25 protein-coding genes and 1 tRNA gene are annotated in these 26,584 nt (G+C 70.8%); 15 read left to right on the top strand and 11 right to left on the bottom strand.

Features of this window, described 5'->3' with window-relative positions:
* Positions 1–52: 52 nt before the first annotated feature.
* On the bottom strand, positions 53–373 hold the full coding sequence (locus ACFV7R_RS17515) for a hypothetical protein (RefSeq protein ID WP_385264250.1): 321 nt from the start codon (positions 371–373) through the stop codon (positions 53–55).
* Positions 374–734: 361 nt separating this feature from the next.
* On the opposite strand from ACFV7R_RS17515, the gene ACFV7R_RS17510 reads away from it, so the two are divergent.
* A complete protein-coding gene (locus ACFV7R_RS17510) occupies positions 735–1,604 on the top strand; it encodes a bifunctional DNA primase/polymerase (RefSeq protein WP_385264249.1) in 870 nt (289 codons plus the stop codon).
* A gap of 112 nt (positions 1,605–1,716) precedes the next feature.
* On the opposite strand, the gene ACFV7R_RS17505 is transcribed toward ACFV7R_RS17510, so the two are convergent.
* Positions 1,717–1,801, bottom strand: a tRNA-Ser gene (locus ACFV7R_RS17505).
* A gap of 63 nt (positions 1,802–1,864) precedes the next feature.
* Entirely contained in the window at positions 1,865–3,355 is a 1,491-nt protein-coding gene (locus tag ACFV7R_RS17500) for a S1C family serine protease (protein WP_385264248.1), read from the bottom strand.
* Between the two features lie 234 nt (positions 3,356–3,589).
* Between ACFV7R_RS17500 and ACFV7R_RS17495 the strand changes: the two genes are divergently transcribed.
* The 3 genes from ACFV7R_RS17495 (at position 3,590) to ACFV7R_RS17485 (ending at position 6,325) form a co-directional block, all read left to right on the top strand.
* On the top strand, positions 3,590–4,417 hold the full coding sequence (locus ACFV7R_RS17495) for a glycerophosphodiester phosphodiesterase (protein WP_385264247.1): 828 nt from the start codon (positions 3,590–3,592) through the stop codon (positions 4,415–4,417).
* A gap of 139 nt (positions 4,418–4,556) precedes the next feature.
* Positions 4,557–5,195, top strand: coding sequence for an ATP-binding protein (locus ACFV7R_RS17490; RefSeq protein ID WP_129798763.1), 639 nt, complete (start codon positions 4,557–4,559; stop codon positions 5,193–5,195).
* A gap of 164 nt (positions 5,196–5,359) precedes the next feature.
* Positions 5,360–6,325 (top strand): DUF5926 family protein, encoded by a 966-nt coding sequence (locus ACFV7R_RS17485; RefSeq protein WP_385264245.1) that lies wholly within the window; start codon positions 5,360–5,362, stop codon positions 6,323–6,325.
* Between the two features lie 251 nt (positions 6,326–6,576).
* On the opposite strand, the gene ACFV7R_RS17480 is transcribed toward ACFV7R_RS17485, so the two are convergent.
* Together ACFV7R_RS17480 and ACFV7R_RS17475 are read right to left on the bottom strand one after the other, a co-directional pair.
* Entirely contained in the window at positions 6,577–7,209 is a 633-nt protein-coding gene (locus ACFV7R_RS17480) for a hypothetical protein (protein WP_385264244.1), read from the bottom strand.
* Positions 7,210–7,264: 55 nt separating this feature from the next.
* Positions 7,265–7,930 (bottom strand): bifunctional DNA primase/polymerase, encoded by a 666-nt coding sequence (locus tag ACFV7R_RS17475; protein ID WP_129798766.1) that lies wholly within the window; start codon positions 7,928–7,930, stop codon positions 7,265–7,267.
* Positions 7,931–8,435: 505 nt separating this feature from the next.
* Between ACFV7R_RS17475 and ACFV7R_RS17470 the strand changes: the two genes are divergently transcribed.
* On the top strand, positions 8,436–9,944 hold the full coding sequence (locus tag ACFV7R_RS17470; RefSeq protein ID WP_385264242.1) for a PP2C family protein-serine/threonine phosphatase: 1,509 nt from the start codon (positions 8,436–8,438) through the stop codon (positions 9,942–9,944).
* 80 nt (positions 9,945–10,024) lie between these two features.
* Positions 10,025–11,491, top strand: a complete 1,467-nt coding sequence (locus ACFV7R_RS17465) for an aminopeptidase P family protein (protein WP_385264240.1) — start codon at positions 10,025–10,027, stop codon at positions 11,489–11,491.
* Positions 11,492–11,554: 63 nt separating this feature from the next.
* On the opposite strand, the gene ACFV7R_RS17460 is transcribed toward ACFV7R_RS17465, so the two are convergent.
* On the bottom strand, positions 11,555–12,007 hold the full coding sequence (locus ACFV7R_RS17460; protein ID WP_385264239.1) for an ATP-binding protein: 453 nt from the start codon (positions 12,005–12,007) through the stop codon (positions 11,555–11,557).
* A 254-nt stretch (positions 12,008–12,261) separates the two neighbouring features.
* Between ACFV7R_RS17460 and ACFV7R_RS17455 the strand changes: the two genes are divergently transcribed.
* The 9 genes from ACFV7R_RS17455 to ACFV7R_RS17415 all read left to right on the top strand — a co-directional run bounded on the left by ACFV7R_RS17455 (position 12,262) and on the right by ACFV7R_RS17415 (position 22,154).
* Positions 12,262–13,074 (top strand): hypothetical protein, encoded by an 813-nt coding sequence (locus ACFV7R_RS17455; protein WP_385264237.1) that lies wholly within the window; start codon positions 12,262–12,264, stop codon positions 13,072–13,074.
* A 170-nt stretch (positions 13,075–13,244) separates the two neighbouring features.
* Positions 13,245–14,000: a YcnI family protein gene (locus ACFV7R_RS17450; protein WP_385264235.1), complete on the top strand. Its 756-nt coding sequence runs from the start codon at positions 13,245–13,247 to the stop codon at positions 13,998–14,000.
* A 98-nt stretch (positions 14,001–14,098) separates the two neighbouring features.
* On the top strand, positions 14,099–14,749 hold the full coding sequence (locus ACFV7R_RS17445) for an SCO family protein (RefSeq protein ID WP_385264234.1): 651 nt from the start codon (positions 14,099–14,101) through the stop codon (positions 14,747–14,749).
* Complete coding sequence (locus ACFV7R_RS17440; protein ID WP_385264233.1) at positions 14,746–15,195, top strand: copper chaperone PCu(A)C; 450 nt, start codon at positions 14,746–14,748, stop codon at positions 15,193–15,195. Before ACFV7R_RS17445 ends, ACFV7R_RS17440 begins: the two co-directional genes overlap by 4 nt.
* Before the next feature lie 13 nt (positions 15,196–15,208).
* The gene (locus ACFV7R_RS17435; RefSeq protein ID WP_385264231.1) at positions 15,209–17,212 is read left to right on the top strand and encodes a copper resistance CopC/CopD family protein; all 2,004 of its coding nucleotides are present in this window, start codon (positions 15,209–15,211) and stop codon (positions 17,210–17,212) included.
* A 7-nt stretch (positions 17,213–17,219) separates the two neighbouring features.
* Positions 17,220–18,518, top strand: coding sequence for an iron uptake transporter deferrochelatase/peroxidase subunit (efeB, locus tag ACFV7R_RS17430; protein ID WP_385264230.1), 1,299 nt, complete (start codon positions 17,220–17,222; stop codon positions 18,516–18,518).
* Positions 18,519–18,588: 70 nt separating this feature from the next.
* Positions 18,589–19,521, top strand: coding sequence for a prephenate dehydratase (pheA, locus tag ACFV7R_RS17425; RefSeq protein ID WP_385264228.1), 933 nt, complete (start codon positions 18,589–18,591; stop codon positions 19,519–19,521).
* A gap of 555 nt (positions 19,522–20,076) precedes the next feature.
* The gene (serS, locus tag ACFV7R_RS17420; RefSeq protein ID WP_385264226.1) at positions 20,077–21,354 is read left to right on the top strand and encodes a serine--tRNA ligase; all 1,278 of its coding nucleotides are present in this window, start codon (positions 20,077–20,079) and stop codon (positions 21,352–21,354) included.
* Positions 21,351–22,154, top strand: a complete 804-nt coding sequence (locus ACFV7R_RS17415) for an HAD family hydrolase (protein ID WP_385264224.1) — start codon at positions 21,351–21,353, stop codon at positions 22,152–22,154. The genes serS and ACFV7R_RS17415 overlap by 4 nt, the downstream gene beginning before the upstream one ends.
* Before the next feature lie 398 nt (positions 22,155–22,552).
* On the opposite strand, the gene ACFV7R_RS17410 is transcribed toward ACFV7R_RS17415, so the two are convergent.
* The 5 genes from ACFV7R_RS17410 to ACFV7R_RS17390 form a co-directional block, all read right to left on the bottom strand.
* Positions 22,553–22,819 (bottom strand): hypothetical protein, encoded by a 267-nt coding sequence (locus ACFV7R_RS17410; protein ID WP_385264223.1) that lies wholly within the window; start codon positions 22,817–22,819, stop codon positions 22,553–22,555.
* A gap of 104 nt (positions 22,820–22,923) precedes the next feature.
* The gene (locus tag ACFV7R_RS17405) at positions 22,924–23,643 is read right to left on the bottom strand and encodes an ABC transporter permease subunit (RefSeq protein ID WP_129798780.1); all 720 of its coding nucleotides are present in this window, start codon (positions 23,641–23,643) and stop codon (positions 22,924–22,926) included.
* 10 nt (positions 23,644–23,653) lie between these two features.
* The gene (locus tag ACFV7R_RS17400; protein WP_129798781.1) at positions 23,654–24,565 is read right to left on the bottom strand and encodes an ABC transporter ATP-binding protein; all 912 of its coding nucleotides are present in this window, start codon (positions 24,563–24,565) and stop codon (positions 23,654–23,656) included.
* Entirely contained in the window at positions 24,562–25,470 is a 909-nt protein-coding gene (locus ACFV7R_RS17395) for an ABC transporter permease (protein WP_129798782.1), read from the bottom strand. Before ACFV7R_RS17395 ends, ACFV7R_RS17400 begins: the two co-directional genes overlap by 4 nt.
* Positions 25,460–26,437, bottom strand: a complete 978-nt coding sequence (locus tag ACFV7R_RS17390) for an ABC transporter ATP-binding protein (RefSeq protein ID WP_385264427.1) — start codon at positions 26,435–26,437, stop codon at positions 25,460–25,462. The genes ACFV7R_RS17395 and ACFV7R_RS17390 overlap by 11 nt, the downstream gene beginning before the upstream one ends.
* Between the last annotated feature and the right edge of the window lie 147 nt (positions 26,438–26,584).

Below are 26,584 nucleotides of genomic sequence, written 5' to 3'. Positions count from 1 at the left end.
ACAGAGCACACCCCACACGGGAGTCGAGGGGGCCGGCGCCGGCCCCCTCGGGTCACCACCAGAGGGGGGTGAAGTAGACGGCCGTGTTGTCGTTGCCCTGGTTGATGGCCGTGAACGCGGAGCCGTCGACCTGCGCAGTGTTGGACTGGTTGGAGGCGCCGGAGCCGACGACCTGCTGCTGGGTGGTGGACGAGTTGCCGTTGTTGTCGTCGCCGACACCACTGCCGACGACGCCCGCGACGGCGGTCGAGGCGTTCGATCCGTTGTCCGCGAACGAGCCGTTGTCCGCCGTCGCGACACCGGTGAAGAGGGCGGCTGCGAGCGGAAGGGCGGACAGTGCGGCCACAACGCGGGCGGTACGGATGTTTGCCATGTGTGTTTCCTCCAGAACCAAATACGCACCGGCCGGGCGGCCGAGAGCGCTGAAGTACGGCTTTCACCAGGGAAGTTGGCCGACCGCCCCGGTGCTGTGAGCACGACGTCGCGAGACCAGAGTTGCCCACCGAATCCCCGGCGAACCATCCCGGAAGCCGTGATTCGCCCTCAAGCGTGATGACAAGTCGATAAACCCCTTTCACCACGTTGTCCCCACAGGCCAGGACGGGACAGACGGGTCCGGCCCAAGCACCGCAACAGGTAAAAGGTTCCGCCACACATCCGGCCAACCTCCCGGCGAGCGGCGCGCCGCGCCCGCCCCTCTTCCCTTCTTCGAACGTACGTACGAAAATGAAGCCATGGCCACCACCCACCGGCAGGCCACGACGCTGGCCCTCGCACACGCCCTGTCAGCCGCCGAACGCGGACTGGCCGTCATCCCCCTGACCCGGACGAAACTCCCGGCCCTGCGCTCCCCGCACCGGGACGACCCCACCGCCCCCGTGTGCCACGGCGAATGCGGCCGCTTCGGACACGGTGTGTACGACGCCTCGACCGACCCGCGCCGCATCCGCGAACTCTTCGCCGCTGCCCCCTGGGCCACCGGCTACGGCATCGCCTGCGGCCTGCCCCCGCACCACCTGATCGGCATCGACCTGGACACCAAGTCGGGCACCGACTCCTCCGCCGCCCTGCGCGAACTGGCCCTGCGCCACCTGTTCACGATCCCCGCGACAGTGGTCGTCCTGACGCCCAGCGGCGGCCGCCACCTGTGGCTGACCGGACCGCCCGACGTGGCCGTCCCCAACTCGGCCGGCCGCCTCGCCCCCGGTATCGACGTCCGGGGCGCCGGCGGCTACCTCGTCGGCCCCGGCTCCCGCACCGACCACGGCGTGTACAGCACCGCGCCGGGCACCGCCCACCTGGCCCCGGCCCCGTGCCCGCCGACCCTCCTGCGCCTCCTGCTCCCACCGCCCCGCCCACCCCACCGCACGACGGGCCCATCGACCGCCGGACACGGCCAGGGCCTGGTCCAGTTCGTCCTCGCGGCACACGAGGGCCAGCGCAACACCCGCCTCTTCTGGGCAGCCTGCCGCGCCTACGAGAACGGCCTGGGCCCCGAACTGGTCCCCGCCCTGATCGAGGCGGCCCGGGGAAGGGGCCTCAGCGAACGGGAGGCCCGGGCGACGATCGCGTCCGCGGCACGGTTGACGCAGCAGCGGCAGTGAGGCCCGTACGGCCCTGAAACGGCCATCGGGCGGGAACCCACGGGGGACCACGGTAAGCGGAGAAACCGAGAGCCTCCGACCATTCTTGCTGGTCAGAGGCTCTCTATCACTGCGGTGGGTGTGGGATTTGAACCCACGGTGACTCGCGCCACGACGGTTTTCAAGACCGTTCCCTTAGGCCGCTCGGGCAACCCACCTCGCGCCGCCGATCACGGGCGGCGCGGGACAAGAGTAACCGGTTGGCATGCGCGCCGTGTGGGTCAGTTGTCGCCGACTCGGGAGCCCAGGGTGAGTTCGACGGTGTTGGTCCTGCCGTCGCGCTCGTAGGTGATCGTGACCTTGTCGCCGGGCTTGTGGGTCCAGATCTCGCCGATCAGGGTGGGGCCGCTGTCGATCACCGTGTCGTCGAGCTTCGTGATGACGTCGCCGGGCTTCAGGCCCGCCTCGTCCGCAGGGCCGCCCGCCTCGACGGGGTCGGAGCCGCCGGCGCCCGTGTCGGTGATCTTCGCGCCGTCGCCCGAGTCCTCCAGGGAGACGGACGCGCCGATCTTCGCGTACACCGGCTTGCCGTTCTTGATCAGCTCCTGGGCGACGTACTTGGCCTGGTTGATGGGGATGGCGAAGCCCAGGCCGATGGAGCCGGACTGGCCGGTGCCGAACCCGCCGTTGCTGCTGGACTGGATCGCGGAGTTGATGCCGATGACATTGCCCTGCGCGTCCAGCAGCGGGCCGCCGGAGTTGCCGGGGTTGATCGAGGCGTCGGTCTGCAGCGCGCTCATGTACGACGCCTGGCTGCCGGTGCCGTCGCTGGAGGCCACCGGGCGGTTCTTGGCACTGATGATGCCCGTGGTCACCGTGTTGGACAGGCCGAAGGGGGCGCCGATGGCGATCGTCGAGTCGCCGACGGCCACCTTGTCGGAGTCGCCCAGGGTGAGCGGCTTGAGGCCCGAGGGGGCGTCCTCGAGCTTGATGACCGCCACGTCGTAGCCCTGTGCGTTGCCGACGACCTGGGCGTCGTACTTCTTTCCGTTCGGGAAGGTGGCCGTGAGCTTGCCGCCGTCGACCGCGTCCGCCACCACGTGGTTGTTGGTGACGATGTGGCCCTCGGTGTCGAAGACGAAGCCGGTACCCGTGCCGCCCTCGCCGCTGCTGCTCTCGGCTTCTATGGTGACCGTGCTCGGCAGCGCCTTCGCGGTCACGGCCGCGACCGTACCGGCGTCCCGCTTGAGGTCGCCGCCGCTGTCGGACGCGGAGACGGTGGTGGAGCTGGTGTCGTCCTCGTTCTTGGCGAGCGTGTAGCCGAGTCCGCCGCCCAGACCGCCCGCGACCAGCGCGGCCACCAGGACCGCGGCGAGCAGACCGCCGCGCCGGCGGCCGGGCTTCGGTGCGGGCTGCTGGTACGAGGATCCCCAGCCGGAGCCGTCACCCGCCCCGCCGCTGCCGGCGGCGTACGCCGGGGTGGGCGGCGGCGGGGGCGGCCAGCCGCCCTCGGGTGCGGAGCCGGAGGCTCCGGGGCCGTGGTGCGGGTTCGAGGAGCCGCCCTCGGGGGTCGCCGACGCGTATGCGGGCGCCCCTTGGGCAGGGGCGCCGGGAGCCGGGGCCCCAGGCGCCGGCGGCGCGGCCGGGATCGGGGTCGTCGGCGCGTCGGCGGCGGGCGGGGTCGGCTGCGGGGAGGCTGCGGGGGTGTCCACCGGCACGGGGGGTGCAGACGGGGCCGGGGGTACCGCAGTGCCCTCGTTCTCGGTGCTCACAGCTTTTCTCCTCGGTCCACGGCTGTTGTTCTGGCTATGCAGCTGTGCATGTGCTCGCTTGTGCTTTTGTATGCCGTCAGCTTTTCCCACGGGCTGTCAGGGCACCATAAGCGGTCGCTGTGGGTGTTCGATTCTCCTTTATATAGAACCTCTCCGACTAAAGGGATGTCTTCTCACCGCCGCGGGGACGCCTCCGAGCCGACGGCCACCCCTTCCCGGTGGCACCATGACGCGGTGACCCACGCACGACAGCACCGGATCCAGGTCGTCGCCCACCGTGGTGCCTCCGAGGACGCCCCCGAGCACACCCTGGCCGCGTACAAGAAGGCGATCGAGGACGGGGCGGACGCTCTCGAGTGCGATGTCCGCCTGACCGCGGACGGCCATCTCGTCTGCGTCCACGACCGCCGCGTCGACCGTACGTCCAACGGTCGCGGCGCGGTCTCCGCGCTGGAGCTCGCCGACCTCACCGCCCTGGACTTCGGTTCCTGGAAGCACCGCGGCTCCCCGCGTCACCGGGACGAGGAGCCCGACTGGGAGCACCGTCCGGAGGACCCGGCCGAGACCTCCGTCCTCACCCTGGAGCGGCTGCTGGAGCTTGTCGCCGACTCCGGGCGGCAGGTGGAGCTGGCCATCGAGACGAAGCACCCCACGCGCTGGGCGGGACAGGTCGAGGAGCGGCTGCTGCTGCTCCTGAAGCGGTTCGGGCTCGACGCCCCGGCAGCCCCCGAGAAGTCGCAGGTACGGGTCATGAGCTTCTCGGCGCGCTCGCTGCACCGCGTCCGGGCGGCCTCGCCGACGCTGCCGACGGTCTATCTGATGCAGTTCGTCTCGCCCCGGCTGCGCGACGGACGGCTCCCCGCGGGTGTCCGGATCGCGGGCCCCTCGATCCGGATCGTGCGCAATCACCCGACGTACATCGAGCGCCTGAAGCGGGCCGGCCACCAGGTGCACGTGTGGACCGTGAACGAGCCCGGGGACGTGGATCTCTGCGTCGGCCTGGGCGTTGACGCCATCATCACCAACCGCCCCCGCGCGGTACTGGGGTGGCTGGGTCGCTGACCCATGAAACCAACCTTGACCCGATCGTTCACCTGCACCATTCTCCCGTCTCGGCCACACCGTCGAAATCCAGCCACACGCCGACCGGCTCATCACGGGGAGTGCACCGGCGCGTTCGGTACGTGTTCGATCGTTGCGAATGCGTCACCGGAGGTGGATTGGCCGGTTTCCGGTACAGGCCATTGGGGCATCCACACCGTGGCGTGGGGCGAAGGAGGTCTCGGGGGTGGCGTTGGTGGTGGCACAGGAGGTGCCCACGTCGTCGAGCATGGCCGTACCCCATGGCCCTGCGGGCGTGGGGGAAGCAAGGCACCGGATGCGTGACCAGTTGCGCAGGGGTGGCGTTGCGGAATCGGTCATCGACGATGCCGTACTGATCCTTTCCGAACTTTTGAGCAACGCGTGCAAACACGGCCGACCACTGGGCGACGCCCTGGCCGGTGACGGCGACGTCCGGGCCGCATGGCGCGTGGACCCGGGGGGCCGGCTGGTCGTCGAGGTGACGGACGGCGGCGGACCGACGCGGCCGGCCCCGGCGACCCCTTCGGTCACCGCACACGGGGGCCGCGGGCTGAACATCATCACGGCACTGGCCGACGACTGGGGCGTCCGGGACGACACCCGGGGCGAGGTCACGGTGTGGGTCGTGGTCCACGACGACGTACACGATCCCGACGCGGCGCACCGACGCGACGACTTCGCTACGCGTGTCACGGCCCCCTCGGTGTCGTCCATACCGGACCTGGACTTCGCGGACGCGTTCGACGACCTGGACTGAACGCTCCGCCGACGGGGCGACCCGGGCCGCACCTCGCACCGGGCACCCGCCGACAGCTCCCGTTGTCCACAACGCCGCCGTCATCCACAGGTTCCCGTCACCCCGCGTACGAACGGCTAGGCTCCCGCCCGTACGAGACGAGCCGTAACCGGGAGACACCCACCATGGCCAAGAAGCGACCCCAGACGAAGGCCACGCGCCCGCAGCTCACGGACGGAGAGATCCCGGTCGTCGGCGCCCGTGAGCCCTGCCCCTGCGGCAGCGGACGCCGGTACAAGGCCTGCCACGGCAGGGCCGCCGCACAGGCCGCGACCGAGCTGGTGCACCGCCCGTTCGAGGGCCTGCCCGGCGAGTGCGACTGGGTGGCCCTGCGCGAGCTGGTCCCGGCGGCCACGGCCGAGCTGACCCTGAAGAGCGGCCTCCCCGAGGGCGTCCCGTCGGTCACGCTGGCCACCGTTCTGCCGATGGCCTGGCCCGCCCTGCGCCGCGACGACGGCTCGGTCCTGCTCGGTCTGCAGAACGACACGGCGTCCGGTGACATCAGCCGTGATCTCGCCGACACCCTGCAGCGCGCCCTGGAGGCCAAGCCGGGCACGCCGGTGCAGGGCCGCCGCGCCCCGGCCGAGGGCCCGCGACTGCAGGATCTGCTCGACCCGAAGGGCGCCTTCGAGCCGGTCGTGCACCCGGGCTTCGAGTTCTGGGTCCCGGACCCGGAGAACGCCACGCCGGAGGTGACCGCATCCCTGGAGCGGGCCAACGCCGCCGCCATCCCGACGGTGAAGCTCCAGGGCGTCGACGCCGCCTACTGGTGCGAGACCCCGGAGAAGAACCACCTGCGCTGGGTCATGCCGCACCCGGAGGAGCAGCTTCTGGACGCCCTCGCGCGACTGCACGCGGCCGGCCGGTCGAACCTCGGGGAGGGCACCCGGCTCGTCGGCTCCTTCCGGGCGCACGGTCTCACCGTCCCGGTCTGGGACCTGCCGAGCGGTGTCACCGCCGAGGCCATCGAGAAGCCGGCGGTCGAGTTCGCCGAGCGTCTCGCCGCCGCCCTGGCCACGAACGCGCCGCTCACGGCGGACGAGCGCCGCGCGCGCGGCGGCCTGACCAACCGACAGGTCACTCTCAGCTGACGCACAGCGAAGTCACCGGGTTCGGCTGACCGGTCGGTCAGCCGAACCACCCGGCGAAACGGCGCATCGACCCACAACTCCCGTTTCTAACAGGCCAGTCGGTGTCCGGATTGCCGAGGAAAACCGGAGATCGAATTTGCGAACAGCCGATCTCTTGTTACCGTTCCAGTAGCCCGGTTGCTGGTGCATCCCCCGTCGCCAGCAACCGGGTCCTTCTCTGTGCGGCGTCGCTCACGGAACGCCGCCACGTGTCAACTGCCCGTAGGCGCACTGAAGTTGCTGCCCGAGCGCAGCAGCAGCGGACCCCGTCCGCCGCGCGCCGCGTACTCCGCGACCGCCGAGTAGTCCCCCGGGTCCCCCTGCGTCCGCTCGCGGGGCGTCTCGCAGCTGGCCGGCTCGTCCTCCGCGCCCACCGCGCACCGCATCTGCACCGTGCGGTCACCCGGCCCCATCAGGCTCAGTACGGCGTCCAGGGCGTCGCCGGTCGCATTGCGGTAGTAGGTGCGCGCCCAGGTCTGCTCGCCCTGTGTCAGGACACAGGTCTGCGCCTCGATGCCGTCGGGGGAGGCGAGTTCGGGGCCGCAGCGGGCGGCGGTCGCCAGGCCCAGGCCGAGCAGGAACGGGGAGCGCCCCGGCGCGGGCCGGTCGGCGGACGCCGCCGCGCCCTCGCCGACGGCGTCATCGTGAGGAGCACCGGCGTCAGGGCGGGAACCCGCGGCGCCGTCGCGGGAACCCACGGCGCCGGAACCTTTGGCGTCGCCGCGCGGGGACAGCCGTACGGTCAGGGGGTCCGGTTCGCCCACGGGGCCCGCGGACGCCACGGCCAGTGGCAGCGCGACCGCGCACGCCACGACGCCCGCGAGGGCGAGCAGGCGGACATTCATGAAGGGACGATAACGAGCCGGCCGGCGCGCCCGGTTCCGTGCGCGCCCGACACCCCTAGAACTCGGGCGCGCTCACACCCGTACGAGTGAGAGCCTCGACCACCGCGTCCACTACGGCCTCCACGTCGGGCACCCAGGGAGCGGCCGAGCCGGGCAGCGGAGCCCGCTCCCAGCGAATCTGACCCTGGCCGGTCTCGGACGGAGGCAGCGCGAGATAGCCGCCCTCACTGTGAAAGCGCAGCGAACCGGGGACGAAGTCCTTGGCGTAGAGCAGTTCGCCCAACTGCTCCATGGAGTACGGCCGGACGAGCAGCGCCCAGCGTGTGCGGGAGGCGAGGACCGGACCGAGGCGCATTCCCTTGTGGTCCAGCACGTCGAGGGCGCGGGCCGCAGCGGGGGCGGGGAGGCTGACCGCGCAGGGGGCCCGGCCGCCGGTGGCGAGGATGATCGGCGCCGTGGGCCGGTTGGTCCACCACCAGCGCACCATGCGCTCGTCGGTGGTGGCCGCGAGCAGGCCGGGGTCGAAGGGGTGTGCTCCGGGCACCGTGCACTCGGGGTCGGGGCAGCCGCAGCGGGCCCGTCCCTGCGGGTCCGCCGTGACACCCGGGAGTACCGGCCACTTCCATTCCGTCGCGAAGGTCAGGGCCGCGCTGAGCACCTCAGGCCTCCCGTTGTTCCGCCTGGACAGGAGCCTGCGTCGCCTTCCGAGGATCTCGCGCATGAGCGCTCGTTCCTTTCCGTTGCACGCCTGGCAACACCGTGGACCACATCACACCATGTGTCGATCACTTCACTGTGCGTACCTGTTGGCGCATCACACCCGTGCTCTTCAAACACGGGGAACCCCTATGGGCCGAGCGTTGGCTGCGGCCGCGTCCATACTGCGTCTGTCAAAAGCATGGGCGTGGCGTGGGGTGGCGAAGTGTGGCGTTTGCCGTCCCGAGTATTTCTCTCCGCCGCCGCCACGGGAGGATGGGGCTCGGTCGTCGGTGGTTAAGACGCCCGGGTCCGTCGCCAGGTTCCGGGTGACCCCCAACCACCCCTGGCCTTCTCCGAGTACGTACCCATCACGACCGCTGTGACGCTCCGTCGAGCAAGCCCAGTCGACCGCAATAGGCCCTTACCCGAGGCAGTTTTCAGCCAACTTCCGCTTTTCGCAAGAGTTCCCAGGAGATCCGTCCCGAGACCACGGCAGCCCCACGGACACCAGGAATCCCAGCAGGACAATGCTGGACATCTCCTCACGAGTGCGTGTACATGTGGAGACACTGCTAGCGGCGCAGAATGACATGGGGGTTCGCGATGCTTTTGCGCAAAACGCACCGGTCGGAAAGCCGGACGCCATGAACGCCCCGCATCCTTCGAAAGTGGCCGGAATCGATTCAACGGTTCCGGCGCCCGCACACACTGTCGCCCCCTCCGCCCCCACCGCGTCCGCCGTCACCACCGGCCCGGGAGCCCTTCTCCAGGACCGGCTCGCCGGCTGGGTCTCGGACCTCACGACCCTCCACGAACTCACCGAACGCCTGGCCCGCACGGACGCACTGCCCGCAGCGCTCCAGGAACTGCTGCGCGCCGGAGCCGCCCTGGTGGGCGCCTCGCGCGGGCTCGTCGTTCTGGAACCGGCCGACGGACTCGGCCCCCGCACGACCCTCGGGCTCGGCCTCGGCCAGGCCGACCTCGGTCACCTCGAGACCGTGCCGCGCGCCTCGATGCCGTACGGCGAACTGCTCGACACGCCGCCCGGGCCGCCCACCGAGGTACGCGAGATCGTCCGGCCCGACCTGTTCGCCGAGGACGGGCTCGACCCCCGCCACCGCGAGGTGGCCGCCCGCCTCGGCTACGCCGCCAGCTACGCACTCCCCCTGTCCGCCGAGACCGCCGGTCGGGTCGGCGCCGCCATGTGGGTCTACGACGAGCCCGCCGAACCGGTCGAGCGGCAACGGCACCTCGTCGGCCTGTACATCCGCTACGCAGCCGAACACCTCGCGCGGCTCCTCGAAGTCGAGCGCACGCGCGCGTGCATGGCGACGATCTCCGAGGAACTGCTCCCCTCCCGGCTGCCCCGCATCTCCGGCGTCCAGCTCGCCGCCCGGCACCACACCGGCCCGCGCGGCGGCGGCGACTGGTACGACGCGCTGCCGCTGCCCGACGCGGCCCTCAGCCTCGCCGTCGGCTCGGTCACCGGGTCGGGGCCCAGCGCCGTCGCCGCGATGGGACGGCTGCGGGCGTCGCTGCGGGCGTACGCCGTGATGGAGGGCGAGGACCCGGTCGCCGTCCTGTCCGACCTGGAGCTGCTGCTGCGGCTGACCGAGCCCGCCCGCTCGGCCACCGCGCTGTTCGCCTACTGCGAGCCCGACCTTCACAAGATCACGCTGGCCGGTGCCGGGCACACCCCGCCGCTGCTGATCGGGGAGCGGCGCACGGCGTTCGTGGAGACCTCCGTCTCGGCCCCGCTGGGCATGCTCGCCTGCTGGGAGGCGCCGAGCGTGGAGGTGCAGGCGACGGCGGGAGAGACGGTTCTGCTCTACACCGACGGGCTGCTGCAGCGCACCGGCGATCCCGTCGACCGCGCCTTCGCCCGGCTCCATGCGGCGGCGGCCGGACTGTCCCGGACCAAGCGGCGCGACCCGGAGGCGATCGTCGACCACATTCTGCGGACCGTCCTGCCGGACGGGCTGGACGCGGGGGACAGCGAGGAGGACGTCGTCCTGCTGGCGGCGCGTTTCGAGTGAGGCGGTAAGAGGTCTTTCGGCCCTGGGTCCCCTTCCCTGCGACCGTACGATGGAGGGGGTCCAGTGCCGTATCTAGGAGGATGACCGTGGCCGAAGAGCTCCCGGAGACCCCGGTGGAAGCTTCTGAGGAAGAGTCGATCAAGCAGCGGAAGAACGGCCTGTACCCGGGCGTGTCCGACGAGCTGGCGGAGAACATGAAGTCCGGCTGGGCCGACACCGAGCTGCACGACCTGCAGCCGATCGCCCAGGCCGCCGAGACCGCCGCCCGGCGTGCCGCGCTGTCCGCGCGCTTCCCCGGCGAGCGTCTGGTGATCCCCGCGGGCAACCTGAAGACCCGCTCGAACGACACCGAGTACCCCTTCCGGGCCTCGGTCGAGTACGCGTACCTCACCGGCAACCAGACCGAGGACGGCGTCCTGGTCATGGAGCCCAAGGGTGAGGGCCACCAGGCGACGATCTACCTCCTGCCCCGCTCCGACCGCGAGAACGGCGAGTTCTGGCTCTCCGGCCAGGGCGAGCTGTGGGTCGGCCGCCGGCACTCGCTCACCGAGGCGGAGCAGCTGTACGGCATCCCGGCCTCCGACGTGCGCGAGCTGGCCGGTGCCCTGCGCGAGGCCACCGGCCCGGTCCGGGTCGTCCGCGGCTACGACGCCGGCATCGAGGCGGCCCTGACCGACAAGGTCACCGCCGAGCGCGACGAGGAGCTGCGGGTGTTCCTCTCCGAGATGCGGCTGGTCAAGGACGAGTTCGAGATCGGCGAGCTGCAGAAGGCCGTCGACTCCACGGCGCGTGGCTTCGAGGACGTGGTGCGGGTCCTCGACAAGGCCGAGGCGACCTCCGAGCGCTACATCGAGGGCACGTTCTTCCTCCGCGCGCGCGTGGAGGGCAACGACGTCGGCTACGGCTCCATCTGCGCGGCCGGCCCGCACGCCTGCACGCTGCACTGGGTGCGCAACGACGGGCCCGTGCGCTCCGGTGACCTGCTGCTGCTGGACGCGGGTGTGGAGACGCACACGTACTACACCGCCGACGTCACGCGCACGCTGCCGGTCAACGGGCGCTTCAGCGAGATCCAGAAGAAGATCTACGACGCGGTGTACGAGGCCCAGGAGGCCGGGATCGCGGCGGTGAAGCCGGGCGCGAAGTACCGGGACTTCCATGACGCCGCACAGCGCGTGCTCGCCGAGAAGCTGGTCGAGTGGGGGCTCGTCGAGGGGCCGGTCGAGCGGGTGCTGGAGCTGGGACTGCAGCGGCGGTGGACGCTGCACGGGACCGGGCACATGCTCGGCATGGACGTCCACGACTGCGCTGCCGCGCGGACCGAGACGTATGTGGAGGGCGTCCTGGAGCCCGGGATGTGCCTGACGGTGGAGCCGGGCCTGTACTTCCAGGCCGACGACCTGACGGTGCCGGAGGAGTACCGCGGTATCGGTGTCCGCATCGAGGACGACATCCTGGTGACCGCGGAGGGGAACCGGAATCTGTCGGCCGCGCTGCCTCGTCGCTCCGCCGAGGTCGAGGCGTGGATGGCCTCGTTGAAGGGCTGACGTCCGGACCGACGGCCGGGTACCTACGGGGTACCCGGCCGGAGGTCCGCTCCCCGGCCGGTTTCAGGACGCCGTCATCAGCGGGGAGTTGTCACGCCACTTGAGGATCTTGTCGAAGCTCACCACCGCCCCGCCCGGTCCCGGCTTGTTGCCGATGTGGACGTGGTCGGCGAGCTCCTCGATCAGGCACAGGCCACGGCCGTGCTCGGCGTCTGGGCGGGCGGGCACCGGACGGGCCTGGGGACGGGCGAATCCCGGACCCGAGTCGGCGACCTCGATACGGCACTTCTCGCCGTCCAGGTAGGCAGTGACCCGGTACGCCTCCGAGGTGCAGCCGTGCACGGTGTCCCCGCCGTGCTCCACGGCGTTCGCACAGGCCTCGGTGAGCGCGACGGAGAGGTCGTACGAGACGTCGGGGTCGACGCCCGCGGTCTCCATCGTGCCGAGCAGCAGGCGGCGGGCGAGCGGAACGCTTGCGGCCTCGCGCCGAAGATGGAGTGACCACCAGATGCTCATGCTCCAGCCTCCTGGCCGCGGCTCGACATACCGTTACGTATTACCGCGCGTGCCCGGGTGTAAGCGCGAAACCGACGTGATGCCGCCCATATGGTGGATGCGCCAGGGGTGGCCCTCGGTGTATGTGGGGCCTGCATACACCAGGCGGGTACCAGTCGGGCCGGTCCGGGGCATCGGGTGATCTTCCGGATGGTACGGAACCTTGCGGACCTGCCGTACGGCGGCGACCCGGCCAGTGCGATGATGAGCCCGCCATGACTGCCCCCCAGCCGCGCACGGTGCGCTCCGGAACCGACCTCCGGATCCTGCGGGCCGCGGTGTTCGCCGCGGTCTGCGTCGTGCTGTCCGCGGGCGGGCACGCGCTCGCCTCCGGCGGGGTTCCGATGTGGACGCTGGGTGCGGGATTCCTCGCGGTGCTCGTGGTCGCCGCGCCGCTCGCCGGTCGTGAGCGCTCGCTGCCCGGGATCGTGGCGCTGCTCGCGGCCGGACAGATCGCGCTGCACACACTGTTCGGGCTGGGACAGCACGGGTCGGCCCCGCTCACGGCCTCCGCCACGCCGCCGTCCGACGCCTCCCTGGTCGAACAGGCCGCACGGCTGGTGTGCGGAACCACGGCGGCGGCGATCAGCCCGGCGCAGGCCCAGCGGATCCTCACGGACGCGGGGATCTCCCCCGGCGCGGGAGCGCAGGCCGCGCACCACCCGGCGGACGCCATGGCCACCGCCGCCGGTTCCCCGGTCGCGCTGCTGCCGTCCCTGCCGATGCTGCTCGGCCACGTCCTCGCGGCGATCGTCGCCGGCTGGCTGCTGCGCCGCGGGGACCTCGCCCTGCTGCGCCTGACGGAACTCTCGGCGTACTCGGTCACGGAGGGGGCGCTCGTACGGTCCCTGCGCGGGGCACTCGCGCTGGTGCGCGCCCTGTGCACCGGGCTCCCGGCGGCGCCCGAGGCCGGCCCGCGCTTCCGGCGCGCCGCCGCGCCCACCTGCCCCCAGCCCCGTACGACCGCACTCCAGCACACGGTGATCCGGCGCGGCCCGCCGTCCGCCGCGCTCGCTCTCGCCGCCTGACGCGACGCGACCGCCACTTCGTTCGGAATCCGGCCGGAGGGTGCCTGCCGCCGTCACGCGGCACACGCGCGTGCAGCCCTGTCCAGGGTCGTCGAGCAATCAACCCGCACGCGCGCGTACCCCTCTTCACCACCACCGGATCCTCACTCGAAGTGGAGTGCTCACCGCCCATGAAGGCTTCCCGTATCGCCACCGTCGGCGCCGTCGCCGCCTCGGCCGTCGTCGTTCTGTCCTCCCCCTGCTTCGCACACGTCTCCGTGCAGCCCGAGGGCGCGGCCGCCAAGGGTGGGTACGCGGTCGTCGACTTCAAGGTCCCCAACGAGCGCGACAACGCCTCGACCACGAAGCTCGAGATCAACTTCCCGGCCGACCACCCGCTGGCCTCCGTGATGCCGGAGCCGGTCCAGGGCTGGGACGTCAAGGTCACCAAGTCCAAGCTGGACAAGCCGATCGACTCGCACGGCCAGCAGATCACCGAGGCCGTCAGCAAGGTCACCTGGACCGCCGACGGCAAGGGCATCGAGCCCGGTTTCTTCCAGAAGTTCCCGGTCTCCGTCGGCGCGCTGCCCGAGGACACCGACGAGCTGGTCTTCAAGGCCATCCAGACGTATTCCGACGACGAGGTCGTCCGCTGGATCGAGGTCCCGCAGGAGGGCCAGGAGGAGCCGGAGAACCCGGCGCCGGTGCTCGCGCTGTCCGAGGCCGAGGAGGACGGCCACAGCCACGGCTCCTCGGAGGCGGAGAAGAGCTCCGAGGAGGCCACCGACGACGCCTCGGCCGCCGCCGCGAACACCGCGTCCGACACCGCCGAGCCCGCCGACGGCACCGACACCACGGCCCGTGTCCTCGCCGTCGTCGGCATCGTCGTCGGCGCGGCCGGTGTGGCGTACGGCGTGCTGGCCGGCCGTCGGCGCAGCAACGCCTGAAGCCTTCCGCTCCGTCGGTGCGCACCGGGTCCGGACGATGCATGAGGCGTCGTCCTGCACCCCGGCGCGCACCGGAGACCTCACATCTGGGACTTTCCATGCGCAAGAAGACGTTCACCGCGGCTGCGCTGCTCGCCGCCGCAACCCTCACCCTGTCCGCCTGCAGCAGTGGTGACGACGGCGGATCGCCCGTCACCATGGTGTCCGAGGAGGCCGGCTCCGACCGGGCCGCCACCGTCCTCGACCAGCCCTTCGAGAAGCCGGACCTGGTCCTGACCGACACCCGGGGCAAGCAGTACGACCTCCGCAAGGAGACCGCGGGCAAGCCGACGCTGATCTACTTCGGCTACACCAACTGCCCCGACGTCTGCCCCCTGACGATGAACAACATCGCCGTCGCCAAGAAGCAGCTGCCCAAGGCGGAACAGGACGAGCTGCAGGTCGTGTTCGTCACCACCGACCCGGAGCGGGACACCCCGGCCGCGCTCGGCAAGTGGCTCAAGGGCATCGACCCCCAAGCCGTCGGCCTGTCCGGCGACTTCGACACCATCCAGGCCGGCGCCCGCACGCTCGGCATCTCGATCGATCCGCCGAAGAAGGAGAAGGGCAAGATCGTCTCCACGCACGGCACCCAGGTCGTCGCCTTCTCCCCGAAGACCGACGCGGGCTACGTCCTCTACGGCGAGGACGCCACCGTCGACGACTACACCAAGGACCTCCCCAAGCTCGTCAAGGGGCAGACCCCGTGAGGCGTCTCGCTGTCGCGGCGGCGGTGACGGCCGGGGCACTGGCCCTCACCGGCTGCGGCGCCGACTCCGACGACGCCGAGGGCGCCCTCTCCGTCAGCTCCGCCTACATGCCGCAACCCGTCTCCGACTCCATGGCGGCGGGCTTCCTGACGATCGCCAACTCGAGCGGCAAGGCAGCCGAGTTGACCTCGGTCACCAGCGACATCGGTGAGGTCACCGTGCACGAGACCGTCGGGCAGGCGATGCACGAGGCCCAGGAGGTCGCGGTGCCCGCCCACGGTCGGCTCGTCTTCAGAAGCGGCGGAAGCCACCTGATGTTCGAGAAGCTGAAGCGCAAGCCGAAGCAGGGTGAGACGGTCTCCGTCGAGCTGCACTTCGCCACGGCCGTGGTCACCGTGGACATGCCGGTGAAGTCGGCGACGTACACCCCGAAGACCGGGCACTGAGGGAGGGAACCCCTTGACGCAGACCATCGCCCCCCGCGTCCGAAGCCTGGTGCTGCTGCTCCTGGCCGCCGCCGGCCTGCTCCTCGCCGGCGCCGCACCGGCCTCCGCACACGCCGCGCTGACCGGCAGCGACCCCCAGCAGGGGGCGGTGGTCGACAAGGCCCCGGCACAGGTCTCGCTCACCTTCTCCGAGACCGTCTCGCTCTCCGACGACTCGCTGCGCGTGCTCGACCCCAAAGGCAAGCGGGCCGACACCGGCGCGGCGAGCAACGTCAGCGGAACGACGTACGCCGTGAAACTGCACTCGGGCCTGCCCGACGGCACCTACACCGTGACCTACCAGGTGGTGTCGGCCGACAGCCATCCCGTCGCCGGCGCCTACACCTTCTCCATCGGCGCCCCCTCCTCGACCTCCGTCACGGTGTCGGACCAGACGGCGGGGGGCGGGGTCGTCGGCTGGCTGTACGGGTTCGGGCGGTATGTGTCGTACGCCGGCTTCACCGTGCTGGCCGGCGGCGCCGCCTTCGTCCTCGCCTGCTGGCCGCGCGGCTCGGGCGTACGGGCCGTGCAGCGGCTCGTCGTCTCGGGGTGGGTCGCGCTCACCGCGGCCACCCTCGGCCTGCTCCTCCTGCGCGGCTCCTACACCAGCTCCGGGAAGTTCGGCGACGTCTTCGACCTGGAGCTGCTCGGGCAGGTGCTGCAGACCAAGACGGGCGCGGCCCTGGTGTCCCGGCTGCTGCTGCTCGCCGCGGCGGCGCTGTTCATCGCCGTGCTCTTCGGTGCGTACGCCCGCCCGTCTCCCACCACCACCCTGAACGACGGCGCTTCGCGCCGACTGCCTGATTCAAGCGAGGAGGACGAGAAGCGCGACCTGACCTTCGGACTGGCGGTCGGCGGAGGTGTCGTGGCCGCCGGGATCGCCGCGACCTGGGCGATGTCCGAGCACGCCTCGACCGGCCTCCAGGCCGGGATCGCGATGCCCGTCGACGTCGTCCACCTGCTCGCCGTGGCGGCCTGGCTCGGGGGGCTGTGTGCACTGCTGGTCTCGCTGTACCGGGCGCCGGCGGAGGCTGCGCCGGCTGCGGGGGCCGTACGACGGTTCTCGCAGATCGCGTTCGGCAGCGTGGTCGCGCTGGTCGCGACCGGCCTCTACCAGTCCTGGCGGCAGGTCGGCTCCTGGACGGCACTCACCGGGACCCGGTACGGACAGCTGCTGCTCGTCAAGATCGGGCTCGTGGTGGTGCTGGTCGGCATCGCATGGCTCTCTCGGCGGTGGACCGCCCAGCTGACGGACACGCTCACCGCGACCGGCGGGAAACAGCAGGAACGCACCAAGGAACGGGTCGCGGCACGTACCGCTCCCGGTGACGGCAAGCGGGCGGATACCGAGGACGGCAAGCAGGCGGCCTCCGGCTCCAAGCGGACGGATGCCGCAGATCCGAAGCGTGCCGCCCAGCTCGCCCGGCAGCGGGCCGCCATGGATACCGCACGCCAGAAGCGCGTCCGGGACGCCGACCCGATCCGCCACGGACTGCGCCGCTCGGTGCTGGCCGAGGCGGGAGTCGCGGTCGTCCTGCTCACGGTGACCACCCTGCTGACGTCCGCCGAACCGGGGCGCACGGTGGAGGAGGCCGAGGCGGCCACGTCGGCTTCGTCGTCCTCGTCCTCCGACGCCGGGGCCGTGACCCTCGACATGACCTTCGACACCGGCGGCGCGGACGGCAAGGGCGTCGTACGGCTCGACATCGACCCCGCGCGGGTCGGCGGCAACGAGATGCACGTCTATGTGCAGCGGCCCAACGGCCGCGCCTTCGACATCCCCGAGGTGAAGGTCGCCTTCACCCTGAAGTCCAAGGACATCGGACCGCTGCCCGTCGCCCCGGACCACGTCACCACCGGACACTGGTCGGCGAACGGAGTGCAGATCCCCATGGCGGGCGAGTGGAACATCGCCGTCACCGTGCGGACCTCCGACATCGACCAGACCACCGTCTCCAAGAACGCGCAGATCGGCTGACTCCACCATGGCTGACCAGTCCATTCCGGAGGCCCGTACTCCCGAGGCGAGCCCCAAGGGGGCGGTTTCCCCTCAAGCCGCCCAGAAGGAAGGCATCTCGCGGCGTGCGCTGCTCGGTACCGCCGGCGCCACCGGGCTCGTGCTCGGCGCGGCGGGCGGTGCCGTCGGATATGCCGCCGCGCCCGCACAGGCGACGCCGCTCACCTCGCTGGGCGCCGACCAGCTGATGTTTCACGGGAAACATCAGCCCGGCATCACCACCGCCCTGCAGGCCCGCGGCCACCTCGTCGCCTTCGACCTGGCCGCGGGCGCGGGCCGCAAGGAGGCGGCCGCGCTGCTGCGCCGCTGGTCCCAGACGGCCCGGCGGCTGATGGCGGGCGAGCCGGCGACACAGGACGACACGGATGTGGCACGTGATGCGGGGCCTTCGTCGCTGACCATCACCTTCGGCTTCGGGCACAGCTTCTTCGGCCGTACGGGCCTTCAGAAGCAGCGCCCGGTCGCCCTCGACCCCCTGCCCGACTTCTCCTCCGACCAGCTCGACAAGGCGCGCAGCAACGGCGACCTGTGGGTGCAGATCGGCGCCAACGACGCCCTGGTCGCCTTCCACGCCCTGCGCGCGATCCAGAAGGACGCGGGCAGCGCGGCCCGCCTCCGCTGGCAGATGAACGGCTTCAACCGCTCACCCGGTGCCACCGCCCACCCCATGACGGCACGCAACCTGATGGGCCAGATCGACGGCACACGCAATCCGAAGCCGGCCGACTCCGACTTCGACCAGCGGATCTTCGTGCCGGCGTCCGGCTCGAACGACCCGGCCTGGATGGCGAACGGCTCCTACGCCGTCGTACGACGCATCCGCATGCTTCTCGACGACTGGGAGCAGCTCTCGCTGAAGGAGCAGGAGAACGTCATCGGGCGCCGCAAGTCCGACGGGGCGCCGCTGTCGGGCGGCACCGAGACGACCGAGATGGACCTGGAGAAGACGGACGCCGAGGGCAACCTGGTCGTCCCGATCAACGCGCACGCGCGGATCACCCGGCCCGACCAGAACGGCGGTGCGGCGATGCTGCGGCGCCCGTTCTCGTACCACGACGGCTTCGGCACCGACGGGGTGCCGGACGCCGGTCTGCTGTTCATCTGCTGGCAGGCGGATCCGCTGCGCGGGTTCGTGACGGTACAGCGCAAGCTGGACCGGGGGGATGCCTTGTCGCAGTTCATCCGGCACGAGGCAAGCGGGCTGTTCGCGGTGCCGGGTGGGGCGGCGGAGGGGCAGTACGTGGGGCAGGAGTTGCTGGAGGGGTGAGGGGCACCCGGTGGAGCGGCACTCGTGAGACACATGAGCCGGTTTTCCGGGTGCCCATTAGGGTGAGGACATGCCAGCGAGCTATGCGTATCTCGGCCCCGAGGGCACCTTCACCGAAGTCGCTCTGCGCACGCTTCCGGAGGCGGCGACCCGGCAGCTGATCCCGTACGTGTCCGTGCAGTCCGCGCTCGACGCGGTGCGCGCCGGTGAGGCCGAGGCCGCGTTCGTGCCGATCGAGAACTCCGTCGAGGGCGGCATCACCACCACGCTCGACGAACTGGTCGCGGGCCAGCCGCTGATGATCTACCGCGAGGTGCTGCTGTCGATCACCTTCGCGCTGCTGGTCAGGCCGGGTACCAAGCTGTCGGACATCAAGACGGTCACCGCCCACCCGGCCGCGCAGCCGCAGGTGCGCAACTGGCTGAAGGCGAACCTGCCCGACGCGGTCTGGGAGTCGGCGGCCTCGAACGCGGACGGCGCCCGTCTGGTGCAGGAGGGCCGGTACGACGCGGCCTTCGCAGGTGAGTTCGCAGCCGCCCGGTACGGCCTCGAGGCCCTGGAGACCGGGATCCACGACGCGGAGAACGCCCAGACACGGTTCGTGCTGGTCGGCCGCCCCGCCCGGCCCGCGGCGCCCACCGGCGCGGACAAGACGTCCGTCGTGCTGTGGCAGCGCGACGATCACCCCGGCGCGCTGCGCGATCTGCTCGGCGAGTTCGCCACCCGGGGCATCAACCTGATGCTGCTGCAGTCCCGGCCGACCGGTGCCGGCATCGGCAACTACTGCTTCTGCATCGATGCCGAGGGCCATATCTCCGACCGGCGGGTCGCCGAGGCCCTGATGGGGCTCAAGCGGATCTGCCTCCAGGTGCGCTTCCTCGGCTCGTATCCGCGCGCGGACGCGACCACGGCGGACGTACGGCCGCTGCTGCCGGGCACGTCGGACGAGGAGTTCTCGTCGGCGGCCGACTGGGTGGCTCGGTGCCAGGACGGCCGGTTCTAGCGGTCCTTCGGCCAGTCCTGTGCAGTCCCTCTTCCGGTCGGTCCTACCAGCGTATTTTCGTTATCCACAGGTGTTATCCACAGGTACGCTTCTCGACCTGGGGACAAGTCGACAGGGGAGCGCCACTCAGTCGACAAATCGGCCCGCATGCCTTCATCGTGTCCACCGGGGCGCAGGCCACCCTTCGTCCATGCTTTTCCTTCGGGCCACCCTTCGGAGCGAAGCATTTCCACTCGGAAGTGGGCGTAAGTGACATTCACCCCTGGAATCCTGAGCTTCATCCCTGAGTTTCGGAATGATCAACTCCGACATCCACAGATCTTCACACAGCCTGTGGATAACTCTTCGGAGGGTGTGGATTCCTGTGGACAACCGAACCCCCAAGTGCCGTACCCATCAAGGAAATCCAGTCAAGCGGCCATCCTTCTCATGCCCCGATCAAGGGAACCCGAAGATCATTACTGACAGCACGACAATTCACTCACACCTGTACGTAAGCCGCATCTCGGAATAGCGAGTCGTGGGCCCTCACCCCACACCGGTAGCCTTGACCGCGTGATTGACCTTCGCCTGCTCCGTGAGGACCCCGACCGTGTGCGCGCCTCCCAGCGCGCCCGTGGAGAGGACGTCGCGCTCGTCGACGCTCTCCTGTCTGCCGACGAGCGGCGCAGGTCGTCCGGCGTCCGCTTCGACGAACTGCGTGCCGAGCAGAAGGCGCTCGGCAAGCTGATCCCCAAGGCCACCGGGGACGAGAAGGCCGAGCTGCTGAAGAAGGCGAGCCAGCTCGCCGCCGACGTCAAGACGGCCGACGCCGAGCGCGACGCGGCCGACGCCGAGACCCAGGAGCTCCTCCTCCGGCTGGGCAACCTCGTCCACCCGGACGTCCCCGTGGGCGGCGAGGAGGACTTCGTCACCCTGGAGACGCACGGCACGATCCGTGACTTCGGCGCCGAGGGCTTCGAGCCCAAGGACCACCTGGAGCTCGGCCAGCTGCTCGGCGCCATCGACGTCGAGCGCGGCGCGAAGGTCTCGGGCTCGCGTTTCTACTTCCTGACGGGCGTCGGCGCGCTGCTGGAGCTGGCCCTGGTGAACGCCGCGCTGGCGCAGGCCACGGCGGCCGGCTTCACGCCGATGCTGACGCCGGCGCTGGTCCGCCCGCAGGCCATGGGCGGTACGGGCTTCCTCGGCCAGGCCTCGCAGGACGTCTACCACCTGGACAGCGACGACCTGTACCTGGTCGGCACCTCCGAGGTGGCGCTCGCCGGCTACCACATGGACGAGATCCTCGACGCCGACCGCCTCCCGCTGCGCTACGCGGGCTTCTCGCCCTGCTTCCGCCGCGAGGCCGGCTCGCACGGCAAGGACACACGGGGCATCTTCCGCGTCCACCAGTTCGACAAGGTCGAGATGTTCTCGTACGTCGCGCCCGAGGACTCGCAGGCCGAGCACCAGCGCCTGCTGGAGTGGGAGAAGCAGTGGCTGACGTCGCTGGAGCTGCCGTACCGCGTCATCGACGTCGCCTCCGGTGACCTCGGTGCCTCGGCCTCGCGCAAGTTCGACTGCGAGGCGTGGATCCCGACGCAGGGCAAGTACCGCGAGCTGACCTCGACCTCGGACTGCACCGAGTTCCAGTCCCGCCGTCTGTCGATCCGGGTCCGCGAGGACAAGAAGGTGCGGCCGCTGGCCACGCTCAACGGCACACTGTGCGCCGTACCGCGCACGATCGTGGCGATCCTGGAGAACCACCAGCAGGCCGACGGCTCGGTCCGCGTGCCCGAGGTCCTGCGCCCGTATCTGGGCGGCCGGGAGGTCCTGGAGCCGGTGGCCAAGTGACCACCGGTTTCCCCTACCGCCTCATCGCCACCGACCTCGACGGAACGCTGCTGCGCTCCGACGAGTCGGTCTCGCAGCGCACCCGGGACGCGCTCGCCGCGGCCACCGCGGCGGGCGCCGCGCACATCGTCGTCACCGGCCGTGCGGTCCCGTGGACCCGGCACATCCTCGACGACCTCGGCTATCACGGGCTCGCGGTCTGCGGGCAGGGCGCGCAGGTCTACGACGCCGGCGAACACCGTCTGCTGACGTCAGTGACCCTGGACCGGCAACTGGCCGGGGTGGCCCTGGCCAAGATCGAGGCGGAGGTCGGACCGCTGTATCTGGCGGCCAGCCGCGACGGGCTGGACGGCGAGGTGCTGGTCGGGCCCGGCTACTCGGTCACGGGCGCCCTTCCGGCCACTCCGTTCACCGATGTGTCCGATCTGTGGGCCGCCCCGCTGAACAAGATCTACATCCAGCATCCGACGCTGACGGACGACGAACTCGCCGAGGCGGCCCGCCGGGCCGCTGGCGGCTTCGTCACCGTCGCCATGGCCGGCCAGGGCATCGTCGAACTCCTCCCCCTCGGCCTCTCGAAGGCCACGGGGCTGTCACTGGCCGCCCGCCGCCTGGGCATGAAGGCCGCGGACACCATCGCCTTCGGCGACATGCCCAACGACATCCCGATGTTCGCCTGGGCGGCCCGGGGGGTGGCGATGGCCAACGCCCATGAGGAACTGAGGGCGGTGGCGGACGAGGTGACGTCCTCGAACGAGGAGGACGGCATCGCGGTGGTGCTGGAGCGGTTGCTGGCGTAACAACCGGCGTAGCTGCGGGCAGTCGTGCCGCTGGGGCGGCACGGGTGGGCGCAGCAGCACCTCGTAGCGCCGAGCTGCGCATCCCGCCCCGCCCCAGCGCAGGGTGCCTCTCAAAGAGGCAACACCTGGGAAGGCGGCCCACGCAAACGCAGTGCATCCGCGTGCTCGAAGCGGCCGCCCCGGGCGCCCCCCGTGCGGGACGGGCTCGACGGAGCGTTGGGGCTACTCCGGAGCCCGCCGCGGGCTGCCCTGTCGGGAGCTGGGCGCACTGCCGTGCATGGGCATCGCCCAACTCCTCTCCCAGAACGTGGCGCCGGCTCGATCCGGCGTCGTGGACACAACCACTGTGCCGGTACGACGAGTTGGGCGCCACTGATTAAGGGCGGGCCGCACCGTGGCTACCGGCGGCGCCACCTGCGCCGACGCACCTTGCTGAAGAACCACCCCGCAGGCGGCTCGTCGGAGCGCCAGGGCTGCGGCTCGGGCTCCTCACGGCGCCAGCGTTCGGCAAGCATCCTGGCCCGCGCGGACGGCTCGGACGTCTCGGCGGTGCGTATGAAGTCCTCGTCCAGGACGAGGTCGTCCCAGGTCTCGGAGCCGGCGCCGTCCCCGGCCTCGTTCCAGGACCGACCGCGCCCCTCGCTCTCCGGCGTCTGCCCTGCCATCCCCGTTCCTCCCAGCCGCGTTTCCCCCGTACATTCCGCTTTGCCCAGTGTGCCCGGACGGAGGTGAAGCCCGCGTCAAGGCCGAGCCGCCGGCCGGGCCCCGGTCACTCCTCCCCGGCCAGGGTCAGCGACCGCAGCTTCTGGCCGGCGTACCAGGTGGCGAGCACCGTGACCGCCACCAGCAGCACCGTCGCGGTCGGCAGCCCGACGTCCGAGGTCACCAGGTCACCCTCGCCGACCCGGTGGGCCACCGCCAGCGACCACTGCTGGACGCTCAGCGTGCGCGCCCCGGCCACGAGGGAGCCGAACAGGGCCTCCCAGACCAGCGCATAGACGAGGCCGAAGACGACCGCGTGCCGGGACACCGTGCCGAGCAGCAGGAACAGGGCCGCGTAGGCGATGGAGGCGACCAGCGCGGCCACCGTGTAGGCGACGGCGATCTGCTGGCCGTTGCCGTTCAGGATCAGGCCCGCGATGAGCGTGGGCACCGCCGAGAACACCATGGTCACGGCGATCGCGACGATCAGCTTGGTGAAGATGATCGTCGGCCGTTTCACCGGCTTGGACAGCAGGTACACCACCGAGCCGTCGTCGATCTCCGGCCCGATGGCGCCCGTGCCCGCGATGACGCCGATGATCGGCACCATCGTGGCGAGCGCCAGCCCGCCGAGCAGGTCGGCGGCGGTCTGGTCGTCCGCGCCGGCGAGGCCGCGCACCACCACGGAGATGGCGATCAGCAGCAGCGGCAGCGCGCCGAGGATGAGGGCCCGGCGACGGCCGAGCAGGGCCCGGTAGGTGAGTCGGGCGACTGTGGGGTCGTACATCTTCGGCCTCCTACGCCGCGACCAGATACGAGAACACGGACTCGAGGGACTCGTCGGACGGCGAGACCGTCAGCAGACGGATGCCCTGGTCCCGGGCCACCCGCGGCAGCAGGGCGGTGAAACGGCCGAAGTCGACGGCCTGGATACGCAACGCGCCCTCCGTCAGGTCGACTTCGATGCCGGACGTCGACGGGTCGGCGATCAGCGCGGCCGCGAGGGCGCGGTCGTCGCTGGAACGCACCAGGTAGCGGTGCGGCCGGTCGGTCATCAGGCGGCGGATCTTGCGGAAGTCGCCGCTGGCCGCGTGCCGTCCGGCGACGACGACCTCGATGTGCCAGGCGAGTTGCTCGACCTCTTCGAGGATGTGGGACGAGAACAGCACGGTGCGGCCCTCGTCGCCCATGCGCCGCAGCAGGTCCATCAGCTGCATGCGCTGGCGTGGGTCCATGCCGTTGAACGGCTCGTCGAGCAGGAGCAGCGACGGGTCGTGGACCAGCGCGGACGCCATCTTCACGCGCTGGCGCATGCCCTTGGAGTACGTGGCGATCTTGCGGTCCTGTGCGTACTCCATCTCGACGGTGGCCAGGGCCTTTTGGGCCGCGGTGGCGCCGAGGCCGTGCAACTCGGCGTTGGCGACGACGAATTCGCGGCCGGTGAGGAAGTCGTACATCGCCTCGCGCTCGGGGACGATGCCGATGTGCTTGTAGATCGACTCGTTGCGCCACACCTGCCGGCCGTCGAGGGTGACCGTGCCGGTGGACGGCGCCAGGAAGCCGCCCATCATGTTGATCAGGGTGGACTTTCCGGCGCCGTTGGGGCCCAGGAGGCCGGTGACGCCGGGGCCGATCGTCATGGTGATGTCGTTGACGGCGACCACGTTGCCGAACCAGCGGGAGACGTGGTCGATGGAGAGCGTGGTCACAGTCCGACCTTTCGGTAGCGGCGCATCAGGAGGCCGTAGCAGGCGGCGATCAGGCCGAGGGCGACGAGGACGTAGACCACGCCCTCCCCGTTCGTCGGGCCGACGCCTCCGGGGAACGCCGAGGTCGCGCCGAGGAACGCGGACTGCACGCCGTCGATGAGCGTGATCGGCGAGAAGAGGCCGATCCACGCAATGGATCCGCTGCTGTTCTGCACCTCGGCGATGGCCTGAAGAGTGGAGACCGCGCCGTAGGAGATGGTCAGGACGGCGATCACGGCCGCGATGCCGAAGCCGCGGCGCGGAGTGACCGCCGCGATGACCAGGCCGAGACCGGCGAAGAGCAGCGAGAGCAGTGCCACGGAGACGAGTCCCTGTGCGAATCCCTTGGTCTGGTCGGCGAAGTCGAGCTTGGCCAGCAGAGCGCCCACATAGAGGACGAGCAGCGGGGCGGCGGTGAGGATGAACATCGCCGACGCCAGCGCCGCGTACTTCGCGCGGACGTAGTCGGCCGTCTCGATCGGCCGTGAGAAGTACAGCGGCACGGTCTTGAAGCGCAGGTCGCGCGAGACGGACTGGGGTGCCTGCGAGGCGACGTACAGGCTGATGACGGCCTGCATGATGATCGCGTAGCGGGTGTACTCGACAGGCAGGTCGTTCGCCTTGGTGGCGACGGCGACGGCGACCATGATGGCCGCGGGCACGCACATCACCACGAACAGCAGCATCGGCAGCACCTTGGACTTCACCGAGCGGCCGAGGCCGTAGGCGCCGCGCAGGGACTGCGAGTAGAGGGAGCGGCGGGCGTAGGAGCGGCCCAGGCGCGGGCCGTCGTACGTGCGGTAGCCGATGTTGTGGATACGGGTCTGGTCACCCGGCGGGGACGCTACGGGGTGCTCAACTGCCATGGCCGACCGCCTCCTTCCGCTGCTCGTCGGTGTCCGTGTCGGTGTCGGTCGTGAAGACCTCCGAGATGTGGTGCCGGCGCTGCTCCATGCGGACCAGGCCGAGACCGAGGTCGGCGACGGTGTCCCGGACCAGGTCGTAGGTCTCCTCGCCCTGCGCGGTGAGCAGCAGGACGTGTCCGGCGCCGGGCAGGCCGCTGCCGGCGTCGACGCTCACCCCGCGCGCGTGGAGCGCTTCGCGCACCGCGCGGGTGCCGTCCGGGTGTTCGTCGGTGTCGGTGACCTCGATCGCGAGGGTCGTCGTGGTCTGGGTGAAGTCCGTGGTGGAGCTGGAGCGCAGGAGCTTGCCGCCGTCGATGACGACGACGTGGTCGCAGGTGCGTTCCAGTTCGCCCAGGAGGTGGGAGGTGACCAGGACCGAGATGCCGAAGTCGGTGTGGATGCGGCGGATCAGGCCGAGCATCTCGTCGCGGCCGACCGGGTCCAGGCCGTTGGTCGGCTCGTCCAGGAAGACCAGCTGCGGGTCGTGGACCAGGGCCTGCGCGAGCTTCACGCGCTGCTTCATGCCGGTCGAGTAGCCGCCGATGGGGCGGTACCGCTCCTCGTACAGGCCGACATGGCGCAGGGTGTCCGCGGTGCGCTCACGCGCGGCGGTGGGCGGCAGGCCGGACATGCGCGCCATGTGGACGACGAACTCGGTGGCCGAGACGTCGGGCGGCAGACAGTCGTGCTCCGGCATGTACCCCACGCGCTCGCGGATGGCGGCGCCCTTGGTGGCGACGTCGAGGCCGAGCACTTCGGCACGGCCCTCGGTGGCGGGGGACAGACCCAGCAGGATCTTGATCAGTGTGGACTTGCCGGCCCCGTTGGCTCCGACGAGGCCGGTCACACCGGGCCCGACGTCCACGGAGAGCCGGTCAAGCGCGGTCACCCTGGGGAACCGCTTGCTCAGGCTTTCGGTCGCGATCACAGTCACGTCGTAGACGGTAGTGACGCGGACCACGCCAGTCGTCAGACCGCAGAGCCGTCTTGGAGTCACTCTCGAGTAGTACGGGACCCTGAGGGTCCCCCTGAGGTCGAACGGCCACGCCTGTTGACGCAGCCTCTAACAACTGTC

It is taken from the genome of Streptomyces sp. NPDC059866 (assembly GCF_042731325.1).
Lineage (GTDB): Bacteria > Actinomycetota > Actinomycetes > Streptomycetales > Streptomycetaceae > Streptomyces > Streptomyces flavusporus.
Note: the sequence above shows the minus strand (reverse complement) of the source record. Positions and strands in the feature narration are given on the sequence as shown.

Coding starts and splice junctions, on each gene's coding strand:
- ACFV7R_RS17515 (WP_385264250.1), bottom strand. CDS start 373: ATGGCAAACATCCGTACCGCCCGCGTTGTGGCCGCACTGTCCGCCCTT.
- ACFV7R_RS17510 (WP_385264249.1), top strand. CDS start 735: ATGGCCACCACCCACCGGCAGGCCACGACGCTGGCCCTCGCACACGCC.
- ACFV7R_RS17490 (WP_129798763.1), top strand. CDS start 4,557: ATGCGTCACCGGAGGTGGATTGGCCGGTTTCCGGTACAGGCCATTGGG.
- ACFV7R_RS17485 (WP_385264245.1), top strand. CDS start 5,360: ATGGCCAAGAAGCGACCCCAGACGAAGGCCACGCGCCCGCAGCTCACG.
- ACFV7R_RS17480 (WP_385264244.1), bottom strand. CDS start 7,209: ATGAATGTCCGCCTGCTCGCCCTCGCGGGCGTCGTGGCGTGCGCGGTC.
- ACFV7R_RS17475 (WP_129798766.1), bottom strand. CDS start 7,930: ATGCGCGAGATCCTCGGAAGGCGACGCAGGCTCCTGTCCAGGCGGAAC.
- ACFV7R_RS17470 (WP_385264242.1), top strand. CDS start 8,436: ATGCTGGACATCTCCTCACGAGTGCGTGTACATGTGGAGACACTGCTA.
- ACFV7R_RS17465 (WP_385264240.1), top strand. CDS start 10,025: ATGACCGTGGCCGAAGAGCTCCCGGAGACCCCGGTGGAAGCTTCTGAG.
- ACFV7R_RS17460 (WP_385264239.1), bottom strand. CDS start 12,007: ATGAGCATCTGGTGGTCACTCCATCTTCGGCGCGAGGCCGCAAGCGTT.
- ACFV7R_RS17455 (WP_385264237.1), top strand. CDS start 12,262: ATGACTGCCCCCCAGCCGCGCACGGTGCGCTCCGGAACCGACCTCCGG.
- ACFV7R_RS17450 (WP_385264235.1), top strand. CDS start 13,245: ATGAAGGCTTCCCGTATCGCCACCGTCGGCGCCGTCGCCGCCTCGGCC.
- ACFV7R_RS17445 (WP_385264234.1), top strand. CDS start 14,099: ATGCGCAAGAAGACGTTCACCGCGGCTGCGCTGCTCGCCGCCGCAACC.
- efeB (WP_385264230.1), top strand. CDS start 17,220: ATGGCTGACCAGTCCATTCCGGAGGCCCGTACTCCCGAGGCGAGCCCC.
- pheA (WP_385264228.1), top strand. CDS start 18,589: ATGCCAGCGAGCTATGCGTATCTCGGCCCCGAGGGCACCTTCACCGAA.
- ACFV7R_RS17410 (WP_385264223.1), bottom strand. CDS start 22,819: ATGGCAGGGCAGACGCCGGAGAGCGAGGGGCGCGGTCGGTCCTGGAAC.
- ACFV7R_RS17405 (WP_129798780.1), bottom strand. CDS start 23,643: ATGTACGACCCCACAGTCGCCCGACTCACCTACCGGGCCCTGCTCGGC.
- ACFV7R_RS17395 (WP_129798782.1), bottom strand. CDS start 25,470: ATGGCAGTTGAGCACCCCGTAGCGTCCCCGCCGGGTGACCAGACCCGT.